The organism is Adhaeribacter pallidiroseus (genome assembly GCF_003340495.1).
GTDB lineage: Bacteria > Bacteroidota > Bacteroidia > Cytophagales > Hymenobacteraceae > Adhaeribacter > Adhaeribacter pallidiroseus.
In genome coordinates, this window is the sequence record NZ_QASA01000001.1 from 1955837 (window position 1) to 1981053 (window position 25217).

Here is a 25217-nt window from a genome sequence, read left to right on the forward strand (position 1 = left end):
TTATGTGTGGGATTTCCGGAATAGTAAGTTTGAATCCAAATAAAGTTTCTCGGGAGCGCTTAAAGAATATGACAGATTCTATCGCGCACCGAGGACCGGATGGAGAGGGGCATTGGTTGGCTGATGATCAAAGAGTTGGATTTGGGCATAGAAGGCTTTCTATTTTAGATTTATCTGAATCTGCTAATCAGCCAATGCATTTTGCTGACAGATATACCATTGTATTTAACGGCGAAATTTACAATTACTTAGAGCTCAAAGCCAGCCTTATTCAGAAAGGCTACCATTTTAAAACTACCTCCGATACGGAGGTTCTAATGGCTTGTTATCATGAAAAGAAGGAGAAATGCTTACAAGAATTAGATGGAATGTTTGCTTTTGCAGTTTATGACAAGGTAGAACGAACCGTGTTTTGTGCCCGGGATAGATTCGGGGAGAAACCTTTTTACTATACTATACAAGATAAACAAAGTTTCCTTTTTGCCTCAGAGATGAAAGCGTTGTGGGCGGCGGGTGTAGCGCGTGAGAGTAATACTACAATGCTCTATAATTACTTAACCGCTGGCTTTTTAGAAGATATTAGAGATAAAAAAGTTACTTTTTTTAAAAATATATTTCGCTTACCGGCAGCTTCTTATATCTATATAAATATCGATACTCTCGAAATTGTAGAAAAGGAATATTGGGATATTGATTACTTGAACACAGATGAAGCTATCAGCCTAGATGGGGCAACTCAGAAGTTCAAGGAACTGTTTTATACGTCGGTTAAACGGCGATTACGTTCCGATGTGCCGGTAGGCAGTAGTCTTTCAGGAGGATTAGATAGTTCTTTAGTTGTGTCCGTTATGGATGATCTGGATCAGCAGCAGCAGATTAATCGGAAAACATTTTCCGCGCAGTTTCCAGGTTTTCTGAAGGATGAAAGTGTTTACCAGCAAATGGTTATCGATCATACGCATGTTGATCCACATTTTGTTCAGCCAACAGAGCATTCTATGCTGGCTAATCTGGATAAAATCATTTACCACCAAGAGGAGCCTTTTGGCTCAGCCAGTATTGCCGTTCAGTACGAAGTTTTTGAACTTGCCAAGCACCAGGGAGTAACGGTGTTATTAGATGGCCAAGGAGCAGATGAAATTTTAGGTGGTTATCATGGCTACTTTTTAGCTTATTTTAATGAACTCGAAAAAGCAAATAAAAGTAACTTTAAAAAGCAGTGGGAAGCTTACCAAAAGCTTCACCAGCATAATTTAATTAATAGTGCTGATAAACAAAACCGTAACTGGAAAACCAGCCTGAAAAGTAAAATTTCGTTGCCAGTAAAAAAGCAATTGAAAACCATTTACCGGAAAATAAATCCATTAGATAACCGGATAGGATTACAAACTGATTTTGCCGCAACATACCGGCAGTCCGCTTTCCAGGACTCGGCTGATACGAATAACCTGAACGCAGTTTTATACCATAGCACGCGGGTGCATGGCCTAGAACAGTTGTTGCGATATGCCGATAGAAACTCGATGGCTCATTCTAGGGAAGTAAGGCTACCTTTTTTAAATCATGAACTGGTGGAATTTTTATTTACCTTGCCGGCTTCCTTTAAAATAAATGCGGGCTGGACAAAATATTTAATGCGCCATACGTTTGAAGATTTATTACCCAAAGAAATTTGCTGGCGAGTTGATAAAATCGGCTATGAACCCCCGCAGCAAAAATGGCTGCAAAATAATAAATTAACCGAACAGCTAATTTATTCGGTGGATAGTTTGGTACAGCATCGAATACTAGATGAACAAAAAGCCAGAATTTTAAAAAATAAAGGTTTAAAGAATTTAGATCATGCCATTGCCTGGAAATATTTAATGGCAGCCAGTTTGTTGAATAAAAATTTAGCTGTACCGCAGCAGGTAGCGGTATAAGTCTTACTTGTGCAAACATCCGTGTATATTTTATGAAAGGAAGTACATTAGATTTTTATTAAAATAATTTTGGTAGCAGCATTTCAACTATAAAAATTAAAAAAAGGTATAATTCGGATAATCCGGTAATATTAAGGGTAAAATTAAAGGATGAAAATTTTAATTATTTCAAAATATTTCCCCCCGGAAAATTCTGTTGCCTCCCTTAGGCCTTACTCCTGGGCTAAGTATTGGGCCAAAGCGGGAAACCAGGTGGAGGTGTTAACCACCATCAAAGATAAAAACAAGCCAGAGGCCAACCATTTAAATAGGAGTGGCTTTAATGTAAACGAGGTAGATTTCAGTGCTATTTATTATTCTATAAAATCAGTTTATAAAAAGAAAAACTCCTTAAAATCAGCTACTAGGGAACATTACGTTGTGGATCAGGCAAAAGTCTCTAATACCACTCCGCCAATTTCGAATAAAAACAACCAGTTACTGTTAATGGATCAGTGGCGAAGGAAACGCGGCTTGTTTTTAACAGCCCGGATGCCCGATATAATGGATTTGTGGATAAAACCTGCTACTCACTGGGCACGGGAAAATGGCCCCTGGGATTTAATAGTGAGTACCCACGGCCCTTATGCCTGTCATTTAATAGCTTTGAAATTAAAAAGAGAAAACCTAACTAAGAAATGGATAGCTGATTTTCGGGATTTATGGACCGACAATCATATTTACAAAGGCATGTTTCCGTTTACTTTGGCAGAAAAGTATTTAGAGAAAAAATCATCAGTCAGGCGGATGTTGTAACTACCGTAAGTGCGCCTTTAGTCGAGACTTTAAAAAATAAATATTCCCAAAAGCGCATTGAGGTTATTCAAAATGGGTTTGATTCAGATGAAATAAAAACCTTACCCGCAGGTTCAATTTTTCGAGAGGATAAAGTTCGTATTATCCATACCGGAACCTTTTATACCGGAAAAATGAGCCCAACCTTATTATTTGAAGCAATACAGTTACTTGCGGCTGATAGGCATTCATTTCCGCTCTTAAAAAACTTAGAAGTACTATTTTGTGGCCCGGATAATAGCAGGGTTATGCAGCAGGCCGAAGAAATGAGAATTTTACCTTGGGTCAAAGATGGGGGCTTTTTGTCGAGAGAGTTAATTTTGAAAATGCAATCTGAGGCGCACGTTCTGTTGTTTCTGGGGTTTGATAAGAATAAAACACCTGGTATTTTAACAGGTAAGATATTCGAATATTTGTTTAGCGGCACACTTATTTGGGCAATTGACGTAGACGATTGTTCGGCCGTAGGCCAAATAATTAAGGAGGCCAAAGCCGGTATTCTATTTGGGGAAGATCTTAATTTGTTAAAGCAAGAATTATTGCATTTATTAAAATCTCCGGAAAAGCAAAAACCCCAAACTGATATCATTTATTTAAAACAATTTGAAAGGGCAGCCTTAGCGGACAAAATGCTTAAACTTGTAACAGTCTAATCATATAAAATTCTTTTTAATACGGCTCACCCTATAAAGCATCACTCCTAAAATTGTTACCTAACCCCAATGAACCAAAAGTTTATATAATTCTGGTTAATTTTAACCGTTGGCAAGACACCTTAGAATGTTTAGAAAGTATTTTTAAACTTACATATTCTAATTATAGAGTGATAGTGGTTGATAATAATTCGGAAAACGATTCTTGTACTCGTATTCAGGATTGGGCCAATGGATCACAGGCAATTTCCTTTAATAAAAATTTTTACCAGAAAACCGGCATTGATTCTTTCCCCGTTGCTAAACCTATTTCCTTTTTATTTTACAATAAGCTAAATAGGACAAATGAGACAGACCTTACGGGTAGGGAGAAATTAATTTTGATTCAATCTAATGCAAATTTAGGTTTTGCCGGCGGCAATAATAAAGCCACTACTTTTGCTTTGCATCAGGGAGACGCCGATTATTTCTGGTATTTGAATAATGATACAGTAGTGAATAAGGAAGCCTTAACCCGAATAATAAATTTTATAAAAAAAGAAGAATTAGTTGGGAAAAATTATGGAATAATTGGTACTAAATTACTTTTTTATGAACAGCCTGAATTATTGCAGGGCATAGGTGGAAATTATAATAAATGGTCAGGGTTAACCAGTCATGTATTAGAAAACACGAACGATAAAAGTTTAAAAAGCATTTATTCGGAAAAAGCAGTCGTTGATTATCCCATTGGAGCATCAATGGTGGTAACAAAAGCGTTCATTGAAGAGGTGGGGCTTATGGAAGAAGATTATTTTTTGTATTTTGAAGAACTGGATTGGACCCAACGAGCTCACAAAAAGGGTTTGTCTATTATTTCTTTTCTTAATTGTAAAGTTTATCACAAAGAAAGCGCCAGTATTGGTAATAGTACAGGCAAAAAGAGTAAAATCGCGGATTTTTATAACCTTAGAAACAGAATTCTAATTTCTCAAAGATTTTTTAAGCCATATTTGCCCTTGGTTTACTTAGGATATATACCAGTAATTTTTAACCGGTTAAAAAGAAAGCAGCTAAACCGAATTAAAATGATTATAGGAATTTTATGGAATCCTTACCAGCATTACCGTGGAAGCAAATAGTAAATTACTAACTCTTACAATTTAAACGCTTTTACAAGCAGTAAGAAATAATTATAAAGATAAAAGTACAGGTTATAAATGGGGAGAAAATTGAATAATATGGGCCAGATAATTATTTCAGTAAAATAACTTACATGCGGTTCATAGATAAAATGTTACTTTTATTTTTAGTAACTGCTGGAATTCAACGCATAGATTTATTTGCGGGTAAATCTAGCTTTTTGATGCAGCCTTCTTTGGTAATTGCTCTGTTTTTGATTCCGTATACGCTCATTATTTTGTCAGTTAAGAGGCAGTTTAACGTACATCGGAATGTATGTTATTTTATTTTATTTCAAATACTACTATGTGCTTGGTTTTTATTTTCCTTAGTTGATTTGAAAGACCTTTTACAGGTAAAAAGAATCATTTTATTTTTTATTATTACTTCCTCCACCAGCTGCTTTCTACTATTATTTTATCATTCTACTACTCAAGAAAAGATACTATTAAAGTTTATTAAGTACTCATTTTACATTTACGTGATATTTTCTTTTACGCAACTTTATTTGTTTTTGATCGGAACTTTTGGGGGAGATTTTGTGGAGCCTTTTGGCATTATGATTTTAAATCCGCCCACCATTGGTACCTATTTCCCTAGGTTAACTGGTGGTTTATATGACCCCAATATCGGTGGTTATTTTTTAACTTTTCTGTTTGTTTTAAACCGCCAGTTTAAAGTAAATATTAAGTACAATAAGTACATGGCTTTGCTTATTTTGCTTACCTTATCCAGAAGTGCCATTATGGCTTTTATACTTGTTCTGGTTATTGACAAAGCTATTAATTTTATTTTAAATAAACCCCGAATTAGTATCAATACTAAAATAAGTAAAAAGTTTTTTTAGGTTCTATTTTCTTTTTGATCGGAATTTTATATGTAATATTTTATACAAACCTTGCATCTAATTTTGTAAAGGGAGTGCAGGCTAGGTTATTCAATGAGGATAATTCAACTAGCATTCATGCCGGGTTATTTAAAATAGCTATTAATGGAATTATGCATGATTCCTGGCATTTTATTAAAGGCTATGGCTTCAGTTCATCGTTTCTTTATACTCAGAAATTTTTTCCGAATAGTAAATATGGTAATTTTCATTCAGAGTTAATTACCATATTTTTTGAAACCGGTGTCATCGGGTTTATATTGTACTTTTTGTTTTTGAGTATTCCTCTAATTACCTTATTAATGCAACAATTGCGTAAAAACATAAACTACATCTTAATAGGTATTTCATTTTTTTTGCAAGGTATATTTTACCAGCAGTTTTTATTTCAATACTACTGGATAATGATTGCCATTATTTGGTTAGTACCGGTGATCAAATTTCCAGGGGAAAGCAGTTTGAAAAATGTAGCATAATAATACTTTGCTGGTGAAAATAAACAACTTAGATACGTATGCTATTTCCGGAAATCTATGTAAATGCCCGCTTTCTTACGCAACCCATTACCGGCGTACAACGGTTTGCCATTGAGATTTCTAAACAATTAAAAAAAATTATACCAGGTATTAATTTTATTGCACCAAAGGCCATCATACACCAGTTAATTGCCGAAGAGTTAGAGGTTATTACTTTCGGTAGTTATAGCGGACATGTTTGGGAACAGATAGAGTTACCATTATTTTTAAAAAAATGTGGAGCAGTATTGTTATTAAATCTAGCTAATACGGCTCCTTTATTTTTTGATAAAAATATTATTACCATACATGATTTGGCATTCAAAGTTAATCCACAATGGTTTTCTAAACCTTTTTCAATATATTATAATTGGTTGATACCTAAAATCAGTAGAAAAGCCTTACACATTTTTACGGTTAGTGAAGCATCAAAGAAGGAAATCAATAAATTAATAGGTATACCCGCGCATCATATTACCGTAGCTTATAACGCTGTTTCAAATAATTTAGAAATTAAGGCAAACCAATCTACTAACAGATTAAATATTCCGGAAAAATATATATTAAGTGTGGCTTCGGTAGATCCTCGGAAAAATCTTTTGTGTTTGATTGATGCTTACGTAAAGCTGGCACTACCCGGATTTAAGCTTTGCCTAGTTGGCCGGAAATACAAAGTATTTGCAGAAAGTAACCTTTTTGCTTTAATAAAGGCTAACTCAAATATCATTTTTTTAGAAGATACCTCTGATACAGAGTTGGCATTATTATACCAACATGCTCAAGTATTTGTTTATCCATCGTTTTATGAGGGTTTTGGCATTCCAAACCTGGAAGCAATGGCCTTGCAATGTGCTGTAATTACTTCAGATATACCTGTTTTTAGAGAAGTTTGCGGTGAAGCAGCATTGTATTTTAACCCCGACGATAGTTCTCAATTAGCAGAAAAAATTGCTACTTTGCTCAGTAATCCTGAAAATAAGAATAGGATGAAGCAGAAGGGTAAAATACAAGCCGAAAAGTTTAATTGGTTTAATTCGGCTCAGAAATATGAACAAATTGTTTTGAAACTGTTAATCAATTAACTTATTGATATAATTTTTTAAAAAATACTATTCTTAATAACCGAGTTGATATTAGTATAAAAATTTTTTTTGATGTTAGCTAAAAGACGTACTTTTCATGATATAGTTTTCCAAACTGGAATATTAGGATATGTTTTTACCTTGCCTTATCATGCAAAATTTAATAGTATTTTTTTAATTTTATTGATTATCAATTGGATATTTTCTCCCGATTTTAAAATACGCTTAGCACAAGCATTTACAAATAAATTTGTTTTGCTTTTGATAAGTATTTATGTGATTTATGTATTAGGTATGCTCCATACCAGTAACTTAACTACGGGTACTAAGTTATTGGTAAGAGATTTTAGTTTGGTATTTTGCCCATTGTTGTTAAGTACTACAACTGTTAGTGAAAACTTAAAACGATCTATCTTTATAACCCTTTTAGTTACTTTGCTGCTATCTACAGGGGTATGTTATTATCTTTTTTACAAAAATTACTTACTAGTTAATGATTTTTATTTAACCTTCAGTCAAGGTCATTTTCGAGATAATTTTGTAAAATATTTACCTATTAGACCTACGTATCTGACTTTATATATCCTATTTTCAACAATTTCGATTATTGAATTGATTAAGTATTATTTACAAAAGCGGGTATACACAGCAGTTACGGTGTTATTCCTAATCATCCTTTATTTTGTGTTTACAGCACTTCTCCTTTCGGCCCGGATGCCATTAGCAGCTGGGCTATTGTTGTTTATTTTTTAATATCTAAATACTCTTTAAAGAAAAAATATTATTGGGGCATTGCTATTAGTTTTTCAGTGGTAATAAGTACTTTATACATAAGTTATAATAATCCTTATTTGAATAAAAGGTTCAAAGAAACCACAGAAACGACATTAAAAGCACCAACCGGAATGGAGCATAATTCTACTAATATACGAGTAGGGATTATTAACTGTGCTTATCAACTAATTAGTGCTAATTGGTTATTTGGGGTTGGAACGGGAGATTCTCAAGATTATTTAAATAAGTGCTATAAAGATTCTAAATTCAGCTCTTTAATGTATCAAGATAGTTACAATACACATAATGCATATTTAGAAATATGGTCTAAAAATGGTGTTTTCAGCTTTATACTTTTGATTATTATACTTATAATGCCCCTTACAATTAGCTTTAAGTATGATAATATCATTTACTTTTCTTTTTTATTTATCTTTTGTTTAACTTCTCTTACGGAATCAACTCTAAACTCGCAGAAAGGTGTGGTATTTTATAGTTTTTTCAATTCTCTACTAGCTTTTAATATGCCTTATTTCAAGTACTATTCTAAGAAAATTAGTGGCTTAAATTAAATTTATGCTCTAAAAAATTCTTGTTTTGAAAATCAGATAATCTGGTCTATAAATTAATGGCCTGAACAATGTATTGATCGGTGTAATAAATGATAAAAAATTTTAGATTTATCTTTAATGAAATTAGCCATTGTGCACGATGATTTGATGCGCCGGGGTGGAGCGGAACAAGTAGCACGGTGTTTTCATTATGCTTTTCCGGAAGCCCCTATTTTTACTTTAGCGTATGATGCAGAAAATACTTATCCGGATTTTAAAAATAGCCGGGTAATTACTTCCTGGTATCAGAAGCTGGCAAAAGATGAAAGTAAAATGAAGAAATTTTTCTTTCCTTTTGGACTTTTGGCCATGCACCAGTTAGATGTTACCCTATTTGATGTTATTTTAATATCTTCAACGTATTGTGCTAAATACATTAAAGTTTCTCCCGGAGCTTTAGTTATTAATTATTGTCATCAACCTTTCCGGCTGGCTTGGTACCCGGAGTCTTATGGCGAGTATGTGCAAGCTAGAGGTTTAAAAAAACAGTTGTTGCGTACTGTTATATCTGTTTTGCAGCATTATGATTTTAAAGCTGCGCAACGAACCGATTACTTTATTGCAAATACCGCTGAAACGAGTATCAAGATTAAAGAAATATACACTTCTAGTAAAGAGATTCAGGTAATCTATCCTCCGGTAAATACTAAAAACTTCTATGTAGCTTCGCACCAGAATGGATACTATTTAATGGTAACAAGGCTGGAATACTATAAAAAAGTGGATTTAGCCATAGAGGTTTTTAATCAATTAGGGTTACCGCTAGTAATTGTTGGAACTGGAACTAAAGAAAAAGAACTTAAAACGCAGGCAAAGCATAACATTACTTTTAAAAGTAGATTATCCGCCCTAGAGTTAAGTAAATTGTACGCGGAATGCCGGGCCTTTATTTTTCCGCAACACGAGGATTTTGGAATTACGCCTTTAGAAGCCAATGCCTCCGGACGGCCAGTTATTGCTTATGCCGCGGGAGGTGTACTGCATACCATGCTTCCTTATAAAGAACTTGTAGCCCAAAGCACGGCTGTTTTTTTTAAAAATCAAAGTGTGGAGGCGCTAATAGAAGCCGTAAGCTTGATGGAAAATATTTATGCCGATTTTGATCCGGAATTTATTCGCCAAAATTCTTTACGTTTCGACGAAAGCACTTTTATAAAATCAATCCAAAATTTTGTTCTAGATAAATACGGAGCTGAGTATAAAAACTTACACCCGGTGGAGTAAGAATTTCTACATTATCTAAGTCAATTTTAATAGATTTGCTTAGAAATACAGGTAATTCACATTAATGGCAGGGCAGAACCAAAAGTACATTAAAATAATAAACACGGTAGGAGATCTGATTTTACTTAATATAGCTGCTTTGGCTGGTTATGTAAGCCGTTTTAATGGATCGGAGAATTTTATCGAATCGCAATTTTTAAGTTTATTACTGTACTGCAATTTAGCTTGGATTACTGCTGCTTCTATCTTAAATTCCTACAATATTAAGCGGGTAACCCGGATTACTTCTATTGTCAGTAATCTTATTAAACAGGTTATACTGTTTATTTTATTAGTAGAAGCAACCATTAATATTACCAAACCTTACTTTTTTTCCCGATCGTTTCTGACTTACACGTATGTTTACTTAACGATCCTGATGGTAGGCTGGCGCGTAGGGCTTACGTATATTTTAAAGTATTATCGTATAAAAGGCGGAAATTACAAGAAAGTAGTTATTGCGGGATTTGGCAGGGCATCGAACCAACTACGAAAATACTTTGAATCTCGGCCGGATACGGGTTATCGTTTTTACGGTTTTTTTGATGATAATCCGAAAAATACCAGTAAATCTTTAGGAAAAATCGATGATTTAGAGGATTACGTACTGCGTAACCAAATAGATGAGATTTACTGTTCGGCGTTTGAACTAACCAGCAATCAGGTAACCAGAATTATTGATTTTGCCGAAGATAATCTTATTCGGTTAAAGTTTATTCCGGAAGCTAATTTGATTCAATCGCGCAAATTGGAGGTAGATTTTTATGACCTGCTGCCTATCATGAACCTTCGTCCGATACCTTTGGACGATTCCTTTAATATGGTAGTTAAGCGAGTTTTTGATATTCTATTTTCTTTTGTAGTAATCGTTTTTGTGCTTTCCTGGCTCATACCAATTGTTGGAATTTTGATAAAATTAGATTCTAAAGGGCCTATTTTGTTTAAACAATTACGAAACGGCCGGGATAATAAACCCTTTGTTTGCTATAAATTTAGAAGTATGCGGCAAAATGAAGAGGCAGATATAAAGCAAGCTACCAAAGATGATGATCGAGTAACTAAGTTGGGTGGTTTTTTAAGAAAAACAAATTTAGATGAGCTACCGCAGTTTTTTAACGTGTTTTTAGGGGACATGTCGGTAGTCGGACCGCGTCCGCATCCGGTAAAGTTAAACGAAAATTACCGGCGGTTAATTGGCCGGTATATGTCGCGGCACTTAATTAAACCGGGGGTTACGGGTTTAGCACAGGTAAAAGGCTATCGCGGAGAAACATCGGAACCGCACCAAATGAAGAATAGAATTAAAATAGATTTGTTTTACATTGAAAACTGGACCTTTTTACTCGATATTAAAATTATTTTTTTAACTATTTACAATATGCTGAAAGGTGAAGAAAACGCTTTTTAAAATTTAAAAAACGTCATAATAAAAGCCGGTAAGTACCAACTTACCGGCTTTTCCATTAATAATTTAAAAAATTAAGCTTTGCGGTACATTACCGATTGCACGGCTTTAACCGTACGTTCCACATTAGGCAAAGAAGCTTCAATAAGGGTAGGCGCATAAGGTAAAGGTACATCGCGGCAAGTAACGCGTTTAACCGGAGCATCCAGGTAATCGAAGGCGTTATGCTGTACGTGGAAAGCAATTTCGGAAGAGATAGAGGCTAATGGCCAAGCTTCTTCCACAATTACTAAGCGATTGGTTTTCTTCACCGATTCCATGATAGTTTTATAGTCGATGGGGCGGACGGTACGTAAATCGATAACTTCGGCCGAAATATTTTCTTTTTGTAACTCCTCGGCAGCCGCTAACACTACTTTCATTATTTTACCAAATGATACCAATGTTACGTCTGTACCGGGGCGTTTTACATCGGCTACCCCAATCGGGATCATGTATTCTTCTTCCGGAACTTCGCCTTTGTCGCCGTACATTTGTTCTGACTCCATAAAAATTACCGGATCTTCATCGCGGATAGAGGATTTCAAAAGACCTTTCGCATCGGCGGGGTTACTTGGCACCACTACTTTTAAACCCGGGCAGTTCGCGTACCAATTTTCAAAATTTTGCGAATGCTGCGACGACAACATACCGGCGCTGCCGGTTGGTCCCCGGAAAACGATGGGCACCCGGTACTGACCACCCGACATGGACATCATTTTGGCCGCTGAGTTAATAATCTGGTCTATGGCCACCAGCGAAAAATTAAAAGTCATAAATTCAATGACAGGGCGCAGACCATTCATGGCCGCTCCAATACCAATACCGGCAAAGCCTAACTCGGCAATCGGGGTATCAATAATGCGTTCCGGCCCAAACTCATCCAACATGCCCTGACTTACTTTGTAGGCCCCATTGTACTCGGCAACTTCTTCGCCCATTAAAAAAATACGGGGATCGCGTCGCATTTCTTCGGTCATGGCTTCGCGCAAAGCTTCTCTAAACTGAATTGTTCGCATTTATAATTTGATTTATACCAACTATGGTAGCGTAAAAATTAAAATTTATTTTAAAAATCCGGCTTTGTTAACGGATCATGTATTCTATTTAGCCTTGTTCTTTTAAATACCAAAACTACATATTTTCTGAAATACTTACAGTATCCATTTTGTTTTTTTGTGAAACGTAAGCCTGAAGAAGAATTTAGCTGACTTACCGGAGTGCTGCTTGCAATATTCAGATAACAGTTAAATAGGTTAGCTATCATTAGTTTTTACTTCTTTTTGTAAAATGCTCTACAATCAAATTAAATTGGCTAATCGCTTAATAATACAGTATTTATCTACAAGATGCTATGTTATTTATAGAATTTAGAGGTAACTCTAAGGAAGATGCAACCTTGTCTCTAGCTTGTAGTAATAGTATATCAGAAAAAACAAGAAGCTGAAGTAAGTATTTGCCAGCTTTTTGCGATACTTACGAAGTTAATAGCCGCATAATAAAGTTTATGCGGCAGTTTAATAAATAGGAGTTAGTTATTGAAAGCAGTTACTTTTACAGTTAATAGTGTTATATTAGTTTAATTTTTAAAGAGACATGAAACGGTTACAATATTACATTGAATCGCGGGCTTTTGGTGTTTGTACGGCACTCGGCGAAAAGTTAGGCTTTGCTACCAGCAGTATTCGCATGTCTTTTATTTACTTGTCCTTCCTGACTTTTGGCTCACCCGTACTCATTTACTTAATGCTGGCTTTTTGGTTAAACATTCAAAAATGCTTGCGCCGGCAAAAAAGTACGGTTTGGGATTTTTAAATTTTTACCGGAGCAGCGTTTATTTTTTCTACTTTCCCGGACTAGTTGCTTAATTAGATAATGCACCAAATATTTTGCATCCGTTAACTGGTAAAATTTTTAAATTTTAATTCCCGGTAGCTTCTTTTTTGCCGAATAAAATAATCCCAAACAATACTCCGGCTATATACGCCCTTAGCTGGGCTTTTTTGAACCAGCATTTGCTCTGCTCTTGTTTTATACCAATACTTTCTGTTCTGCCATATAGCCAAGTGTGCTCTAAAAACAGCTAAACCGTCCGCGGCTTGTCCGCTACTGATAAATGTAAGCGCGGCAATCCAATCTAATAATAATCGTGTGCAAAAGGTTGCAAAAAGGTTTTTGCCGGCGAAATTTTTATAAAGCAGCGCTAAGCCATTTCTAAAATTTAAAAAAGTTTTCCGGGGGTTCGATGCGGGTAGGGTACCACCGCCCACGTGGTAAACTTCACTTTTACCACAATACCATATTTGGTAACCTTGATTTTGTAATCGCCAGCACAAGTCAATTTCTTCCATATGGGCAAAAAAAGCAGGCTCTAAACCGTGCATCTGGTGATAGGCCGCTGCGCGCACAAACAAACAGGCCCCGCTGGCCCAGAAAACCGGTACAGCATCGTTGTATTGCCCGCGATCTTCTTCAATGGATTGAAACAATCGGCCCCGGCAGAACGGATACCCAAAGCGATCGAGCAAACCGCCACCCGCTCCCGCATATTCAAAGAAAGACGGCTTGTAATAAGATTTGATTTTAGGCTGACAAGCGGCAATAACAGGATGGCTTTCCATTAGTTCGATTACTGGCGTAACCCAGCCAGCAGTAACTTCTACATCTGAATTTAACAAGATGTAATAATCGGCTTCGATTTGCTGAATCGCTTGATTGTAACCTACGCAGAAGCCTAAATTTTGCTCGTGTTGAATGAGCTTTATGTTCGGATAATTTTCTTGTACAAACGGCACGGAGTTATCGGTAGATTGATTATCTACCACGAAAATGGTGCAGCCGGAAGAATGCGTAACTACGGAAGGTAAAAATTGGGCTAAGTACTTCTGACCATTCCAGTTTAAAATAACAATAGCAACCGAAAGGCGCTGCTTATAAACCAAGGCTGTTTAAATCTAATCCGGGAATGTTAGGCAATAATCCTTCGGTTTGGCGTTTCATTTCGTCGCGACCTTTCTCTCCGGCCTCATCCATGGCTTTATTAACGGCGGCAACGACCAGGTCGGTGAGCATTTCTTTATCTTCCTGGTTTAGCAAAGAAGCATCTATTTCCAGGGAAATCAACTTACGTAAGCCGTTTGCTTTTGCTTTTACTAAACCTGCCCCCGACTCAGCAGTAACGGTGATAAACTGGAGGCTATCCTGGGCATCTTTCATTTTGGCCTGAACCTCTTTTATCTTGCCCATCATCGAAAACATATCAAACATAGCGCTGGCGGTTTTAATTATTACTATATAAAGTGGAGCAAAGGTAATAATTTAAAAAATAATACCTAAGGACTGGTAAAGGCAGGAGTTTAAAAATTATTACTTCTAATTTATTAAACACGAATACCAAATAATTTGATACTAGGCTTATGAATATACAGGATTACCGGACTAACTGCCTATACAATTAATAGGAAGCTACCAAACAGCCAAAGTAATTTGATCGATGATTTTTTATATGTACCTATGATTATATTCTCCTGGTTGGATGAATATCAATGCGGTCGCCGAGCATTATCCGAAGATTGGCTAAATCGGAAGGGTTATCTTCTATTTCGTTAGTTTTATCTACTATTTCCCGGATAATCAGGTCTAAGTCGTTGGTTACAGTAAGTAAATTCGTTAATACTTCCAGGTTGAAGGGATCGGTTAAATCCTGGTAATTAAACGCGTTTACTAAGCCTAAAATATTGGCAACAGGTACCCGTACTTTATGCGATTGAATCCAAGCAATTTCTTTCAGCTTTTCATTTTGTTCCTGAATTTTAATCTGGTGCCGTTTATTCTCGGTTATATTTCGGGAAAAACAACCAGTACCGGTAATCCGACCATCGCGGTCCCGGATGGGATTAAAACTTATTTCGTAATAGGTTACCGTATTATCAGCATTAATCTCTTTATCTTCTACCGAATAAATTTCGCCTTGAAATGCTCTTTGGTACAGGTCAAGCCATTTATTTACCAATTCGGGGTTAGATTCCGGATATATTACGCTATCGCCTTTTTGCAGCGTAATACCCATAACTTGAGACATTTTAGTGATAAAAGGTTTGTTAGCCGATATTAATTGGTATTTGGTATTAACCGACCAGATGAGCGCACTTGGGTTATTAATAAGCGCGTTTAAGTTTTGAGCATCTTCAAAGTCTTTTTCCTGGGCCTTTTTTTCCTGGGTAATATCTTGAAAATATACGGTTAAACCATCGGGAGTAGGATAAGCCGCCACTTTGAACCAAGCCTGAAAACGCGGATAGTATTCTTCAAAGTGTACTTTTATTTGCTCCTGCATGGATTTTTGAAATTCACTATGAAAAAGCAGGGAAACAGATTCCGGGAATTGCTCCCAAAACGAAGTTCCCATTATATTTTCGCGTTTGCTGTAAAGCAAACGCTCAAATTCTTTATTTACGTAAGTGAAATTCCAGTTTTTGTCAATAGCGCAAAAACCATCCGTTATGCTCTCCAAAATATCGTGGATTCGTTGAGTATATTCTTCAATCTTTGTTTGCGATTCTACTTCTTCCGTAACGTCCCGCCCCATTCCTTGCAGCTCCGTGATTTTTTCTTTAGCCGCTTTTATGGCCACAAACTCCCACTGTATAAGAACTGGCTTACCCTGACTATTTACTTTGTGAAGCATAATAGGTACTACTTTATCGGGTTGCTGCAAACATTGGTGGATAAGTTCTTGAACTTGTCCCTCTTCTTCGGGCAGCAGGTCGGTTAAAAAAGATTGGGTTAAGATGTATTCTAATGAACAGTTAAGTTTTTGACAAAAAGCCGGATTAACAAAAGTATACTGGCCTAACGTGTCGATGCGAATCAGAAAAGTTGTTTGCGAATCGATGATAGAACGTAAATAGCGTTGTTTTTTTTCTAAACGATTGTTTAATACCCTGTTTTCCTGTTCGGCCTGAATGATAGGAGTAATGTCGAAGGCCATAACCAACCGAGCTAGATGCCCCTGGTATTCCGTAGAATTGGAATAAATTCGTACATAAAATAACTCACCGCTTTTACGCTGGTGGCACCAAATGCCACTTTTAGAGTAAGTGGGTATATCTTCTTGTAATCTATTTTCCAAGGCCCCAATACTCTCCTGCGGACGAATTTGTTTGATAGTCATCTGCAGCAGTTCTTGCCGGGTATAGCCATATTCCACTACCATGGCTTGGTTTACTGCCAGTATACACAACGACTCCTTATCGTAAAACCACATCGGATTGGGATTGTCATCAAACATTTGTCGAAAATGCTGACTATCCGGATGATTTTTTAAAAAATTACGATGAATAAAAACGTAAAAAATCAAAGCCGTGGCAACAACAAAGAAATACCCTGTCCATTGATCTAACCTAAAAATTTGTGGTGGGTCAAGCTGATAGATGACATTTATTTTCTGCAGCGCCCAACCACTCCATGTAATCCAGCCTAAACCTAACAGCAAATAAATTAACGCAATTCTCCTTGCCATACCCGGTGCAAAATTCAGAAATTATATTTTTAGGTGATGCCTCTTCGTTAGATCTCTAAAAAATCAATTGAAAATACGACTATTTTAATAATTTAAAAAAGAAAAAGTAATTTGCTGCTAAATAGCTGATTAATTTTTAAATGGATGCTGGATATGAGAAGTTTACTTGATTAAAGTTACGGATCCTTTCCGCTGAATAAGGTTTCCGTTAAGGTCCTGAGCAGTAAATGAGTAAACGTAAGTACCTACGGGCGCATCTTGGCCGTTTATTTTACCGTTCCAGCCTTCATTAGGGTTTTTACTTTCAAATATAATTTGGCCCCACCGGTTGTAAATTTTAAGGTTCAAGGTTTGTATAAATTTTCCTTTTAGCTCAAAAACATCATTTAACCCATCGTTATTAGGGGAAAAGGCCGTAGGAATAAAGGCGGAAAAATTTTGAGCTATTACTACTTTGTTGGAGTAACTAATTTCGCCTGGGTTAGCCGAAGTAACTTTTATGCGGTAGGCCAATATTTGGCTGGCAGTATTTAATTTGCTGTCGATAAATGTGGTGTTGCTTCCTACTGCAAACGAACCAAGCAATTGACCGGTAGCCTCATCAGATACTTCAACGGTATATTGAGGTACGAGAGTAAAGCCTATATAGGCCGACCAACGTAAATTTACCCGGTTCTCTGCGGAGTTAAATGTTCCGTTCAACATTGTTGGACAAGCTTGATTGCTCAAAGCCGAAATTAGTCCACAAGGATCGGTGTAAGTGGCCTGGTAGCAGGGTGGTTCGTTTTCTTTAAACTTTGCTTCATCCAGAAAGGTATTTTGTTTCGTGCTTCCTAGGTTCATAAAAGGCCTGTTATTCATTTTTTTTTGCCAGTTTGCATCTTGCGCTGTTTCCTGGGCCGCTGGTTGTAATCGTAATTCTACCTGATTTTGCAGATTGTAAGAAGCTACCAGCAATCCGGCTTTTGGTGGTTTGGTAGCTATTACCTTTTGGCAAGTATCGTTTGAAAACGACGACTGATTATTCTGAAGGACTACCTCTAGGCGGTAACAATATTGTTGCCCGCAGGTCACGACTTCATCTACAAAGGAGGTGATTAAAGCTGGTAGAGTTTTAATTAATTGAGCATCACGGTATATCTGGTAATTTCTTACTGCTGCTGAAGGATAAAGGGGCCAAGTTAATTGATTGGTTTTATTCTGCGTAGTTACCCCCAAAGGCTGGGTAGTTAAAATATTCGAAAAAACGTTGGTATGGGTACGGCAACTATCAGAAACTTGTAAGCGGTACTGGTAAACGGTGCGCGTATCTATTTGATCTACGATTATCGTACGGCTATTATCTCCCAAAGCGGAATTTATACGTTTAACTTCTCTGAAATTGTTTGAATTTACGGGAGCTTGCTCCAGAAGGTAACTATAGCCACCCTGTAGTTCTGCTTTGATCTCCAACTTGCCCGATTCTTTAGAATAATTGTTGATAGCAATGCTGGTTAAGTGGGGAATCTTCATCTCATTTAAAGGTGGTATTTCCAGAGAGTTTTCCGTTATGCACAAGGCATTCCTAAAGATTCCTTTTACCGTTAATTGAAATAAACCGGCTTTCTGATACTGGTACGTTGTGTCTTTACCGGGTAGTACTCGTAGCTCCGTACCATCGCCAAAGTTGACGCGGTAATAATCATAATGGGTGTCGGTTATTCTAAAGTTTACTTTATAAAAAGCGCAGGCAAATCCTGTAAGGGTAGGTGGGGGAGTATCTAATACGGTGAATGTTCGCTCAAATTGGTTATTCCCGGGTAAGCCGGTATTAATTAGTTGTGTAACGGTATAGGTACCGGGTGCGCTATAAGTAACACTTTTAACAGTATCCGGGAAAGCCAAACCATCATTTTTGTTAGTATCGTAGTACTCCTTATCTGGTTGCGCGTTGGCCGAACACGATTTAAACCGGATTTTTTCACCTACACAAAAAGTATTTACTTCAGCTCCATTGGCATGGTATGCCTTAAATTTATCCGGGCAGGGGTTGGTTTGCGCGGGTACATTTTTACTAATTACTAGTTGCAGTAAAATACATAACCAGAAAATTTTCGATAAGTTACTTACTGGCAACACTGGCATACATAAACACAATCGTTTTCCGGATTAATTCGTCAAAATCAGCTTCCTTTAAAACGGCAATTACTTGCTTTCGGTATGTAGCCTGAAGATTTGCTGTTACATTTAGCGTATTAGCCGGGTTAATAGCCTTAGTTAATTGCACCAGAGTGGTTATTGCCATTTTTTTTTCTAAATTTTTTAAAAAAAAGAAAGGCTGCAACATCAGTTGGTTGGTAAAAGCAGTAGATGGGCCGGAATGTGAGTCAAAATCGCCTTCAAACAAAAAGAAGCTTTCCTGATGAAGTACTTTTATTAAGGTAAGCAGGTGGGCGGAGTTTGTTGAAATTTGGTTGTTTAAAGCAATGGAAAAAGATTCGTTCGTTCTTGGCTGCGCTAAATTTTCCAGAATATATTCACCGAATTTAAAAAATAATTTTACTACCTGATACATTAAGCCGTTTACGGGTTTTGACTGCGCTTCCGGGAAAGTTAAAAAGCTGTTCAACTGGTGTTCCAAGTGTTCCAACTGCTCTGGGTATAGATTTCCGGAATCGGTTAATAGGTCAACAGGAGGTAAAAGCACTTCGGAATAGCTGACAAGTTTTTTAAGCTGTATAAAAGAGTAAATTAAATTACTTAATCCCAGGAAAGAAGTTGAGGTAAGGGCAAGTGGCAAATCTTCCGGCCAGGGTATAGGTTGCCAACTAAATATGTCGTGCACATCGGCGGCTTTTAATAAATAACCTTGGTAATACACTTTGCCAACGCCAAATACCGGTAAGATTAAATGAGCAGCAGGAGAGGTATAAAGTCCTTGACTGAAAACCTGGGGTAAAACTTCATAATCGTAAAATTCCAGGATTCGGGAAATAATTTGCAAACTATTTGCAATTGGGTTTTTAAAGACAAAATCGGCCAGCAAGACAAGCATTAAAGGTGTTAGTTCGGCCGGAGTTTCCGGGCCTAATCCTATGGCAAATGCTTGCAGTTCGGCGGATGTTATTGCTTCTTGCGTGTTGAGAATATCGGATTTTGAATTTCCATTAAGGTCAGGCGAAAAGGTAACGCTTATTTGTTTCGCCAGAATCTGTTGAATTGCCTCAACTGTAAGTGGTTGATTATGTTTAATCGAAAATACGCGTTCCATTTTAAAGGGCTAACCTCTTGATAATTTCTGCTAGCGGAAGGCTTTCTTGCTCGCCAGTACGCATATTTTTAAATTTCAACTGACCCGATGTTATTTCTTCGGAGCCGATCAACAATACGTAAGGTATTTTTTTCTGATCAGCGTAGGTCATTTGCTTGGCTAATTTTACCTGATCGGGATACAGTTCCGTGGCAATACCGGCCGCCCGCAATTGTTGCAAAATAGGCAAAGCATAAGCTTCAGATAAGCTATCGAAGTTGGTAAGCAGTACTTGCGTGCTGGTTTGCACCGACTCCGGAAATAACTGTAATTCTTCCAGTACATCGTATATCCGGTCGACGCCAAAGGAAATGCCCACGCCGGATACATTGGGCAGGCCAAACATACCCGTCAGGTTATCGTAACGACCACCACCCGATATGCTGCCCATTTGCACATTGTTTACCTTAACTTCGAAAATACAGCCGGTGTAGTAGGAGAGACCCCGGGCCAGCGTGGGATCAATCTTAACATTTTTTAAAGCAACTCTATTTATAGTTTCTACATAGTTTCTTACTTTATCAATTTCTAAATGGCCAATTTGAGTGTTCTGATTATCAAATTGATTTTTGATTATTTCCGGAATAGCATTAATAGTCTCAATACCAAAATCTGTATAAGATAATAAAGTGTGCAGTTTGGCTACTTCTTCAGCAGGTATGCCTTTAGTTAATAATTCTTTTTTAACTCCTTCAACTCCAATTTTATCAAGCTTATCAATAGCTACATAAAAATCCACTTCACGACCCTTTTGACCAATAATCTCAGCTATACCTTCTAAAATTTTACGGTGGTTAATCTTAATGGTGAAATCCGTTATACCTAAACTGGTAAAAACCTCATCAATCATCAGTACAATTTCGGCTTCGCAAAGTAAGGATTTGGTACCTACTACATCAGCATCGCATTGATAAAATTCGCGATAACGGCCACGTTGGGGTCGATCGGCGCGCCACACCGGTTGAATTTGGTAGCGTTTAAACGGAAAGGTAATTTCGTTGCGGTTCATGACCACGTACCGGGCAAAAGGCACGGTTAAATCGTACCGGAGGGCTTTCTCCGAAATTTTCCGGAGTAAATGTTTGCTGCCCAGTTCATAATCGGCAACAGTAGTTTTGGCCAGGTAATCGCCGGAGTTCAAAATTTTAAAAATTAACTGGTCCCCTTCGTCGCCGTACTTCCCGGTAAGTACCGAAAGATTTTCCATGGTTGGCGTTTCCAGCGGCTGAAAGCCAAACTTACGGAAAGTTCTTTTAATAGTGTTAAAAATATAGTTACGCTTTCCCACTACTTCCGGACTAAAGTCGCGGGTTCCTTTAGGAAGGCTGGGTTTTTCTTTACTCATGGTTGCTTAAAAATTCTGGCGCGAAGGTAATAATTTTTGCCGAAATCGTGGTTTTAACAAACAAAAACGGATAGTTCACTTTGGCGAACTATCCGTTTTATGTGTAACATTTAAAAAAATTAATCCATAATCCAGCTTACATTATATAAATCTCTCCGGCGATCACGCAGGTTTCGTACACTACCCCCGGTATTTAAGTCTTTCAATAAATCAAGGTCTAAGTCCGCAATTAAGGTCATTTCGGTGTTCGGCGTGGCTTCGGCCACCACCGCATCGTGCGGAAAAGCAAAATCGGAAGGGGAAAACACTGCCGATTGCGAATACTGTATATCCATGTTTTCGACACGGGGCAAGTTCCCTACGCTGCCCGTTATCGCCACATAACATTCGTTTTCGATGGCCCGAGCCTGGGCGCAACGCCGTACCCGCAGATAGGCGTTTTTGGTATCCGTCCAGTAAGGCACAAATAAAATTTTCATGTCCATATCCGATAGCATCCGAGCTAATTCCGGAAATTCCACATCGTAGCAAATCAGTATACCAATTTTGCCAATATCCGTATCAAAAATAGATAGTTTATTTCCGCCGCGCATACCCCAATAAGCGGCCTCGTCTGGGGTTACGTGCAATTTGTATTGTTTATCGTAGGTGCCATCGCGGCGGCAGAGGTAACTTACATTGTGCAACTGCTTATTATTATACTCGGGCATACTGCCGGCAATAATATTGATATTGTACGACAAGGCCATGCTAATGAGTTTTTCCCGCACTTCCTCGGTATAATCGGCTAAGGTACGAATAGCAGCCGAGGGCGACGGGTCGTTGGAAAGGGCCATCATGGGAGCGTTAAAAAACTCCGGAAACATGATAATATCTGCTTTGTAGGAACTCACCGTATCCACATAAAACTCTATTTGCTGCAGTAAATCTTCTAAAGAAGTTAGATTTCGCATTTGCCACTGCACCACACCAATCCGGACAACGGTTTTTTGACCACCAATTAATTCTTCCCGTTCTTCGTAATACACGTTAATCCATTCGAGTAAAGTAGCGTACGCTTTCGACTCAACATCGCTGGGCATGTAGCCTTTTAAAATTTTTCGAACGTGGAAGTCGTTACTGAGCTGAAAGGTTAAAATGGGGTCGTAAATTTCCTTGTTCCGCACCATGTCAATGTATTTGCGCGGCGACATTTTCTCGGCGTGTTCTAAGTAGCCCGGTATTCGGCCACCGGCAATAATACCACGCATGTTCAGGTTTTCGCACATTTCTTTCCGGGCATCGTATAAACGGCGGCCTAAACGCAAGTTCCGGTACTCGGGATCTACAAACACGTCTACCCCATAAAGCGTGTCGCCATCAGGGTTGTGGGTATCAAATTTGCCTTTGCCCACAATTTGCTCATAGGTGTGTTTATCGCCGTAATCGGAATATTTTACGATGATACTTAATGCTCCTGCTATTACTTTGCCTTTATCGGTAATGCATATTTGGCCTTCCGGAAAAGCTTTTAACAAAGCCACAAATTCTTCTTTGGTCCAGGAGCCGCCCAAGTTAGAATAAACAGTGTCCATAATGCCTTTTATAGCTTTGTAATCGGCGAGCCGTAACTGGCGCAGGGTTAACTTATGTTCGGGTTCTTTGGTTTTATCGGATGGTTTACTTTTATCAGTCATAATACAGGTAAGTAAGGCTGCAAAAATTTAAAAAAATAGGCAGCCCATCGTGGAAAGTTTTTCTAAATAACTAATGGTAACAAAACTAGTTATATTTTAATTTCCGGAACACTATCCGGAGTTATCAATTTGCCGGCGGTAACTTTCTGAATTTGTTCCACCGTTACTCCGGGGGCTCGTTCGCGCAAGACAAACCCTTCCGGTGTAATATCCAGAACGGCTAAATCAGTTACTATTTTTTTTACACACTGCAAGCCGGTTATAGGTAAGGTACACGAAGTAAGCAGTTTAGATTGACCATCGCGGCTGGTATGTTGCATGGCCACAATGATGTTTTTAGCCGAAGCTACCAAATCCATGGCGCCGCCCATGCCTTTCACCATTATACCCGGAATTTTCCAGTTAGCAATATCGCCGCGCTCCGACACTTCCATGGCCCCCAGCACCGTTAAATCGACGTGCTCGCCCCGGATCATGGCAAAACTTTCGGCGGAACTAAAGAGCGAAGAACCCGGCAGCGTAGTTACCGTTTGCTTTCCGGCATTAATCAGATCAGGATCTACTTCCGTTTCGGTGGGGAACGGCCCCATCCCTAACAAACCATTCTCGGACTGCAACGTTACGTTTATACCCGCCGGAATATAATTGGCCACTAACGTTGGGATACCGATGCCGAGATTCACGTAATACCCATCCCGTAATTCCTGCGCAATCCGTTTCGCGATGCCGTGTTTGTCCAAGGCCATATTTAGTTGTTGGTTGTTAGTTGGTTGTTTTTATGGGCTAGTGTTGAGAACAATTAAGAGAAAAATTAGCTGAATTGTCTATTAAGATCAAAAATTTTAAAATTTTTACTAATAACCAGCAACTAGCAACCAACAACTAACCTACTGTGGTTTGTGATCGGCCCGTTCTTTAGCTTCTTGATTTTCCCGGGCGTCTTCCATCGAATGGGCTTCTACGATGCTTTCCTCTTTCTCAGCAATTTCGGCTAATTGGTCGTAGTACGATTTCAGGACTTTTAATTCATCATCGCTTAAGTCTTCGATATTAATAAGGCGGTTACTGGCCCCTTTTAAAGCCGCTACTACTTCATTTAATTTTAACTGGATAGCCTGCGAGTCTTTGTTTTGTGCCTGTTGAATTAAAAAACCATTAAAAAAGTAACAATGCTGGTAACCGTATTTATTACTAATTGCCAAGTATCCGAAAAATGGAACAAAGGGCCGGTGATGCCCCAGATTAATACAAAACCAAAAGCCGCCAGAAAAGAAACTGGTTTTCCGGAAGCCCAGGTAATTTTACCGGCAAAGTTTTCGAAGAAAACAGCAAATTTACTCGGTCGTTTATCTTCAGCTATTTTCATGAGAGCAGCAATTTAGTATATCTTACGTTCTTACGGTACGTTGTTCGATTCGTTTTTCGTAAGCTTGTCCTTGAAAGATGCGTTGCACAAAAATACCGGGCGTATGAATGTGGTTTGGGTCGAGCTCGCCGGCTGGTACGAGTTGTTCTACTTCCGCAATGGTAATTTTACCGGCGGTGGCCATCATGGGATTAAAATTGCGGGCCGTACCTTTATAGATTAAATTTCCGGCGGTATCTCCCCGCCAAGCTTTCACCAGGGCAAAATCGGCGCGTAACCCATATTCCAGTAAATACATTTTGCCGTTAAACTCCCGAACTTCTTTGCCTGCACCTACTTCGGTGCCATAGCCAGCTGGGGTATAAAAAGCCGGAATGCCCGCCCCACCCGCCCGGATTCGTTCGGCTAAGGTGCCTTGCGGAATTAATTCTACTACTAATTCACCACTAAGCAGTTGTTTTTCAAACTCGGCATTTTCACCCACGTAGCTCGCCACCATTTTTATTACCTGGCGCTTTTGCAAGAGTATTCCCAAGCCAAAATTATCGACCCCGGCGTTATTAGAAATACAGGTTAAATTTTTGGTGCCCTTACGCAGGAGTTCGGCAATGCAATTTTCGGGTATACCGCATAAACCAAACCCACCCAGCATTAGAACCGCACCGTCCGGTATATCCGCCAGGGCTTCTTGTGCACTGGCTACTTCTTTATTTATCATACATTTTTAATTGTATGCTATGAATATACGAGAAATCAAAAATGATTAGAAGAAGCCGCCTGCTATATTTAGTGCTCTACACAAAAATCCGGGAGAATACAGGAACGTATTTTAATTAAGTGAAGTGGAGTGAAATAAATGACTTTATAAGATTGCT

Annotated in this window: 21 protein-coding genes and 1 pseudogene; 11 read left to right on the forward strand and 11 right to left on the reverse strand. The window is 38.1% G+C overall.

The features are described 5' to 3' along the window. Nucleotides 1-2 precede the first annotated feature (2 nt). From asnB to AHMF7616_RS07670, 10 genes are all read left to right on the forward strand, one after another. Complete coding sequence (gene asnB / locus AHMF7616_RS07620; protein WP_115372346.1) at nt 3-1922, forward strand: asparagine synthase (glutamine-hydrolyzing); 1920 nt, start codon at nt 3-5, stop codon at nt 1920-1922. 150 nt (nt 1923-2072) lie between these two features. After that, nucleotides 2073-2717 (forward strand): glycosyltransferase family protein, encoded by a 645-nt coding sequence (locus tag AHMF7616_RS07625; protein ID WP_115372347.1) that lies wholly within the window; start codon nt 2073-2075, stop codon nt 2715-2717. Beyond that, nucleotides 2624-3409, forward strand: coding sequence for a glycosyltransferase family protein (locus tag AHMF7616_RS07630; RefSeq protein WP_147275629.1), 786 nt, complete (start codon nt 2624-2626; stop codon nt 3407-3409). Before AHMF7616_RS07625 ends, AHMF7616_RS07630 begins: the two co-directional genes overlap by 94 nt. 53 nt (nt 3410-3462) lie before the next feature. Further along, on the forward strand, nt 3463-4530 hold the full coding sequence (locus AHMF7616_RS07635; protein WP_115372349.1) for a glycosyltransferase family 2 protein: 1068 nt from the start codon (nt 3463-3465) through the stop codon (nt 4528-4530). 521 nt (nt 4531-5051) lie between these two features. Further along, nucleotides 5052-5417: a hypothetical protein gene (locus AHMF7616_RS26165; protein WP_147275630.1), complete on the forward strand. Its 366-nt coding sequence runs from the start codon at nt 5052-5054 to the stop codon at nt 5415-5417. A 553-nt stretch (nt 5418-5970) separates the two neighbouring features. Continuing rightward, the gene (locus AHMF7616_RS07650; protein ID WP_115372352.1) at nt 5971-7053 is read left to right on the forward strand and encodes a glycosyltransferase family 4 protein; all 1083 of its coding nucleotides are present in this window, start codon (nt 5971-5973) and stop codon (nt 7051-7053) included. Nucleotides 7054-7125: 72 nt separating this feature from the next. Then, a complete protein-coding gene (locus AHMF7616_RS07655; protein ID WP_115372353.1) occupies nt 7126-7806 on the forward strand; it encodes a hypothetical protein in 681 nt (226 codons plus the stop codon). A 38-nt stretch (nt 7807-7844) separates the two neighbouring features. Then, nucleotides 7845-8399 carry an O-antigen ligase family protein gene (locus AHMF7616_RS27925; RefSeq protein WP_394335779.1) on the forward strand — a complete coding sequence of 185 codons (555 nt, stop codon included), beginning with the start codon at nt 7845-7847 and terminating at the stop codon, nt 8397-8399. A 117-nt stretch (nt 8400-8516) separates the two neighbouring features. Next, nucleotides 8517-9662: a glycosyltransferase gene (locus AHMF7616_RS07665; protein ID WP_233507393.1), complete on the forward strand. Its 1146-nt coding sequence runs from the start codon at nt 8517-8519 to the stop codon at nt 9660-9662. A 64-nt stretch (nt 9663-9726) separates the two neighbouring features. Next, nucleotides 9727-11109, forward strand: coding sequence for an undecaprenyl-phosphate glucose phosphotransferase (locus AHMF7616_RS07670; protein WP_115372355.1), 1383 nt, complete (start codon nt 9727-9729; stop codon nt 11107-11109). Between the two features lie 71 nt (nt 11110-11180). On the opposite strand, the gene AHMF7616_RS07675 is transcribed toward AHMF7616_RS07670, so the two are convergent. Next, the gene (locus AHMF7616_RS07675) at nt 11181-12164 is read right to left on the reverse strand and encodes a pyruvate dehydrogenase complex E1 component subunit beta (protein ID WP_115372356.1); all 984 of its coding nucleotides are present in this window, start codon (nt 12162-12164) and stop codon (nt 11181-11183) included. A gap of 577 nt (nt 12165-12741) precedes the next feature. Here AHMF7616_RS07675 and AHMF7616_RS07680 point away from each other — a divergent pair. Beyond that, on the forward strand, nt 12742-12960 hold the full coding sequence (locus AHMF7616_RS07680; RefSeq protein ID WP_115372357.1) for a PspC domain-containing protein: 219 nt from the start codon (nt 12742-12744) through the stop codon (nt 12958-12960). 83 nt (nt 12961-13043) lie between these two features. On the opposite strand, the gene AHMF7616_RS07685 is transcribed toward AHMF7616_RS07680, so the two are convergent. From AHMF7616_RS07685 to AHMF7616_RS07730, 10 genes and pseudogenes are all read right to left on the reverse strand, one after another. Then, nucleotides 13044-14087: a glycosyltransferase family 2 protein gene (locus AHMF7616_RS07685; RefSeq protein ID WP_233507395.1), complete on the reverse strand. Its 1044-nt coding sequence runs from the start codon at nt 14085-14087 to the stop codon at nt 13044-13046. Continuing rightward, the gene (locus AHMF7616_RS07690; protein ID WP_115372358.1) at nt 14077-14412 is read right to left on the reverse strand and encodes a YbaB/EbfC family nucleoid-associated protein; all 336 of its coding nucleotides are present in this window, start codon (nt 14410-14412) and stop codon (nt 14077-14079) included. The genes AHMF7616_RS07685 and AHMF7616_RS07690 overlap by 11 nt, the downstream gene beginning before the upstream one ends. 250 nt (nt 14413-14662) lie before the next feature. Beyond that, nucleotides 14663-16666 carry a PAS domain-containing protein gene (locus tag AHMF7616_RS07695; RefSeq protein WP_115372359.1) on the reverse strand — a complete coding sequence of 668 codons (2004 nt, stop codon included), beginning with the start codon at nt 16664-16666 and terminating at the stop codon, nt 14663-14665. A 162-nt stretch (nt 16667-16828) separates the two neighbouring features. After that, the gene (locus tag AHMF7616_RS07700; RefSeq protein WP_115372360.1) at nt 16829-18790 is read right to left on the reverse strand and encodes a T9SS type B sorting domain-containing protein; all 1962 of its coding nucleotides are present in this window, start codon (nt 18788-18790) and stop codon (nt 16829-16831) included. Then, nucleotides 18768-19916 (reverse strand): aromatic amino acid lyase, encoded by a 1149-nt coding sequence (locus tag AHMF7616_RS07705; protein ID WP_115372361.1) that lies wholly within the window; start codon nt 19914-19916, stop codon nt 18768-18770. The genes AHMF7616_RS07700 and AHMF7616_RS07705 overlap by 23 nt, the downstream gene beginning before the upstream one ends. 1 nt (nt 19917) lies before the next feature. Next, entirely contained in the window at nt 19918-21300 is a 1383-nt protein-coding gene (gene hisS, locus AHMF7616_RS07710) for a histidine--tRNA ligase (RefSeq protein WP_115372362.1), read from the reverse strand. A gap of 119 nt (nt 21301-21419) precedes the next feature. Continuing rightward, nucleotides 21420-22976, reverse strand: coding sequence for a carbon-nitrogen hydrolase family protein (locus tag AHMF7616_RS07715; RefSeq protein ID WP_115372363.1), 1557 nt, complete (start codon nt 22974-22976; stop codon nt 21420-21422). 89 nt (nt 22977-23065) lie between these two features. Continuing rightward, complete coding sequence (locus AHMF7616_RS07720) at nt 23066-23722, reverse strand: 3-oxoacid CoA-transferase subunit B (protein ID WP_115372364.1); 657 nt, start codon at nt 23720-23722, stop codon at nt 23066-23068. 141 nt (nt 23723-23863) lie between these two features. Continuing rightward, nucleotides 23864-24342: pseudogene (locus AHMF7616_RS07725) on the reverse strand (low affinity iron permease family protein). A 22-nt stretch (nt 24343-24364) separates the two neighbouring features. Then, complete coding sequence (locus tag AHMF7616_RS07730) at nt 24365-25060, reverse strand: CoA transferase subunit A (RefSeq protein WP_115372365.1); 696 nt, start codon at nt 25058-25060, stop codon at nt 24365-24367. Nucleotides 25061-25217 lie beyond the last annotated feature (157 nt).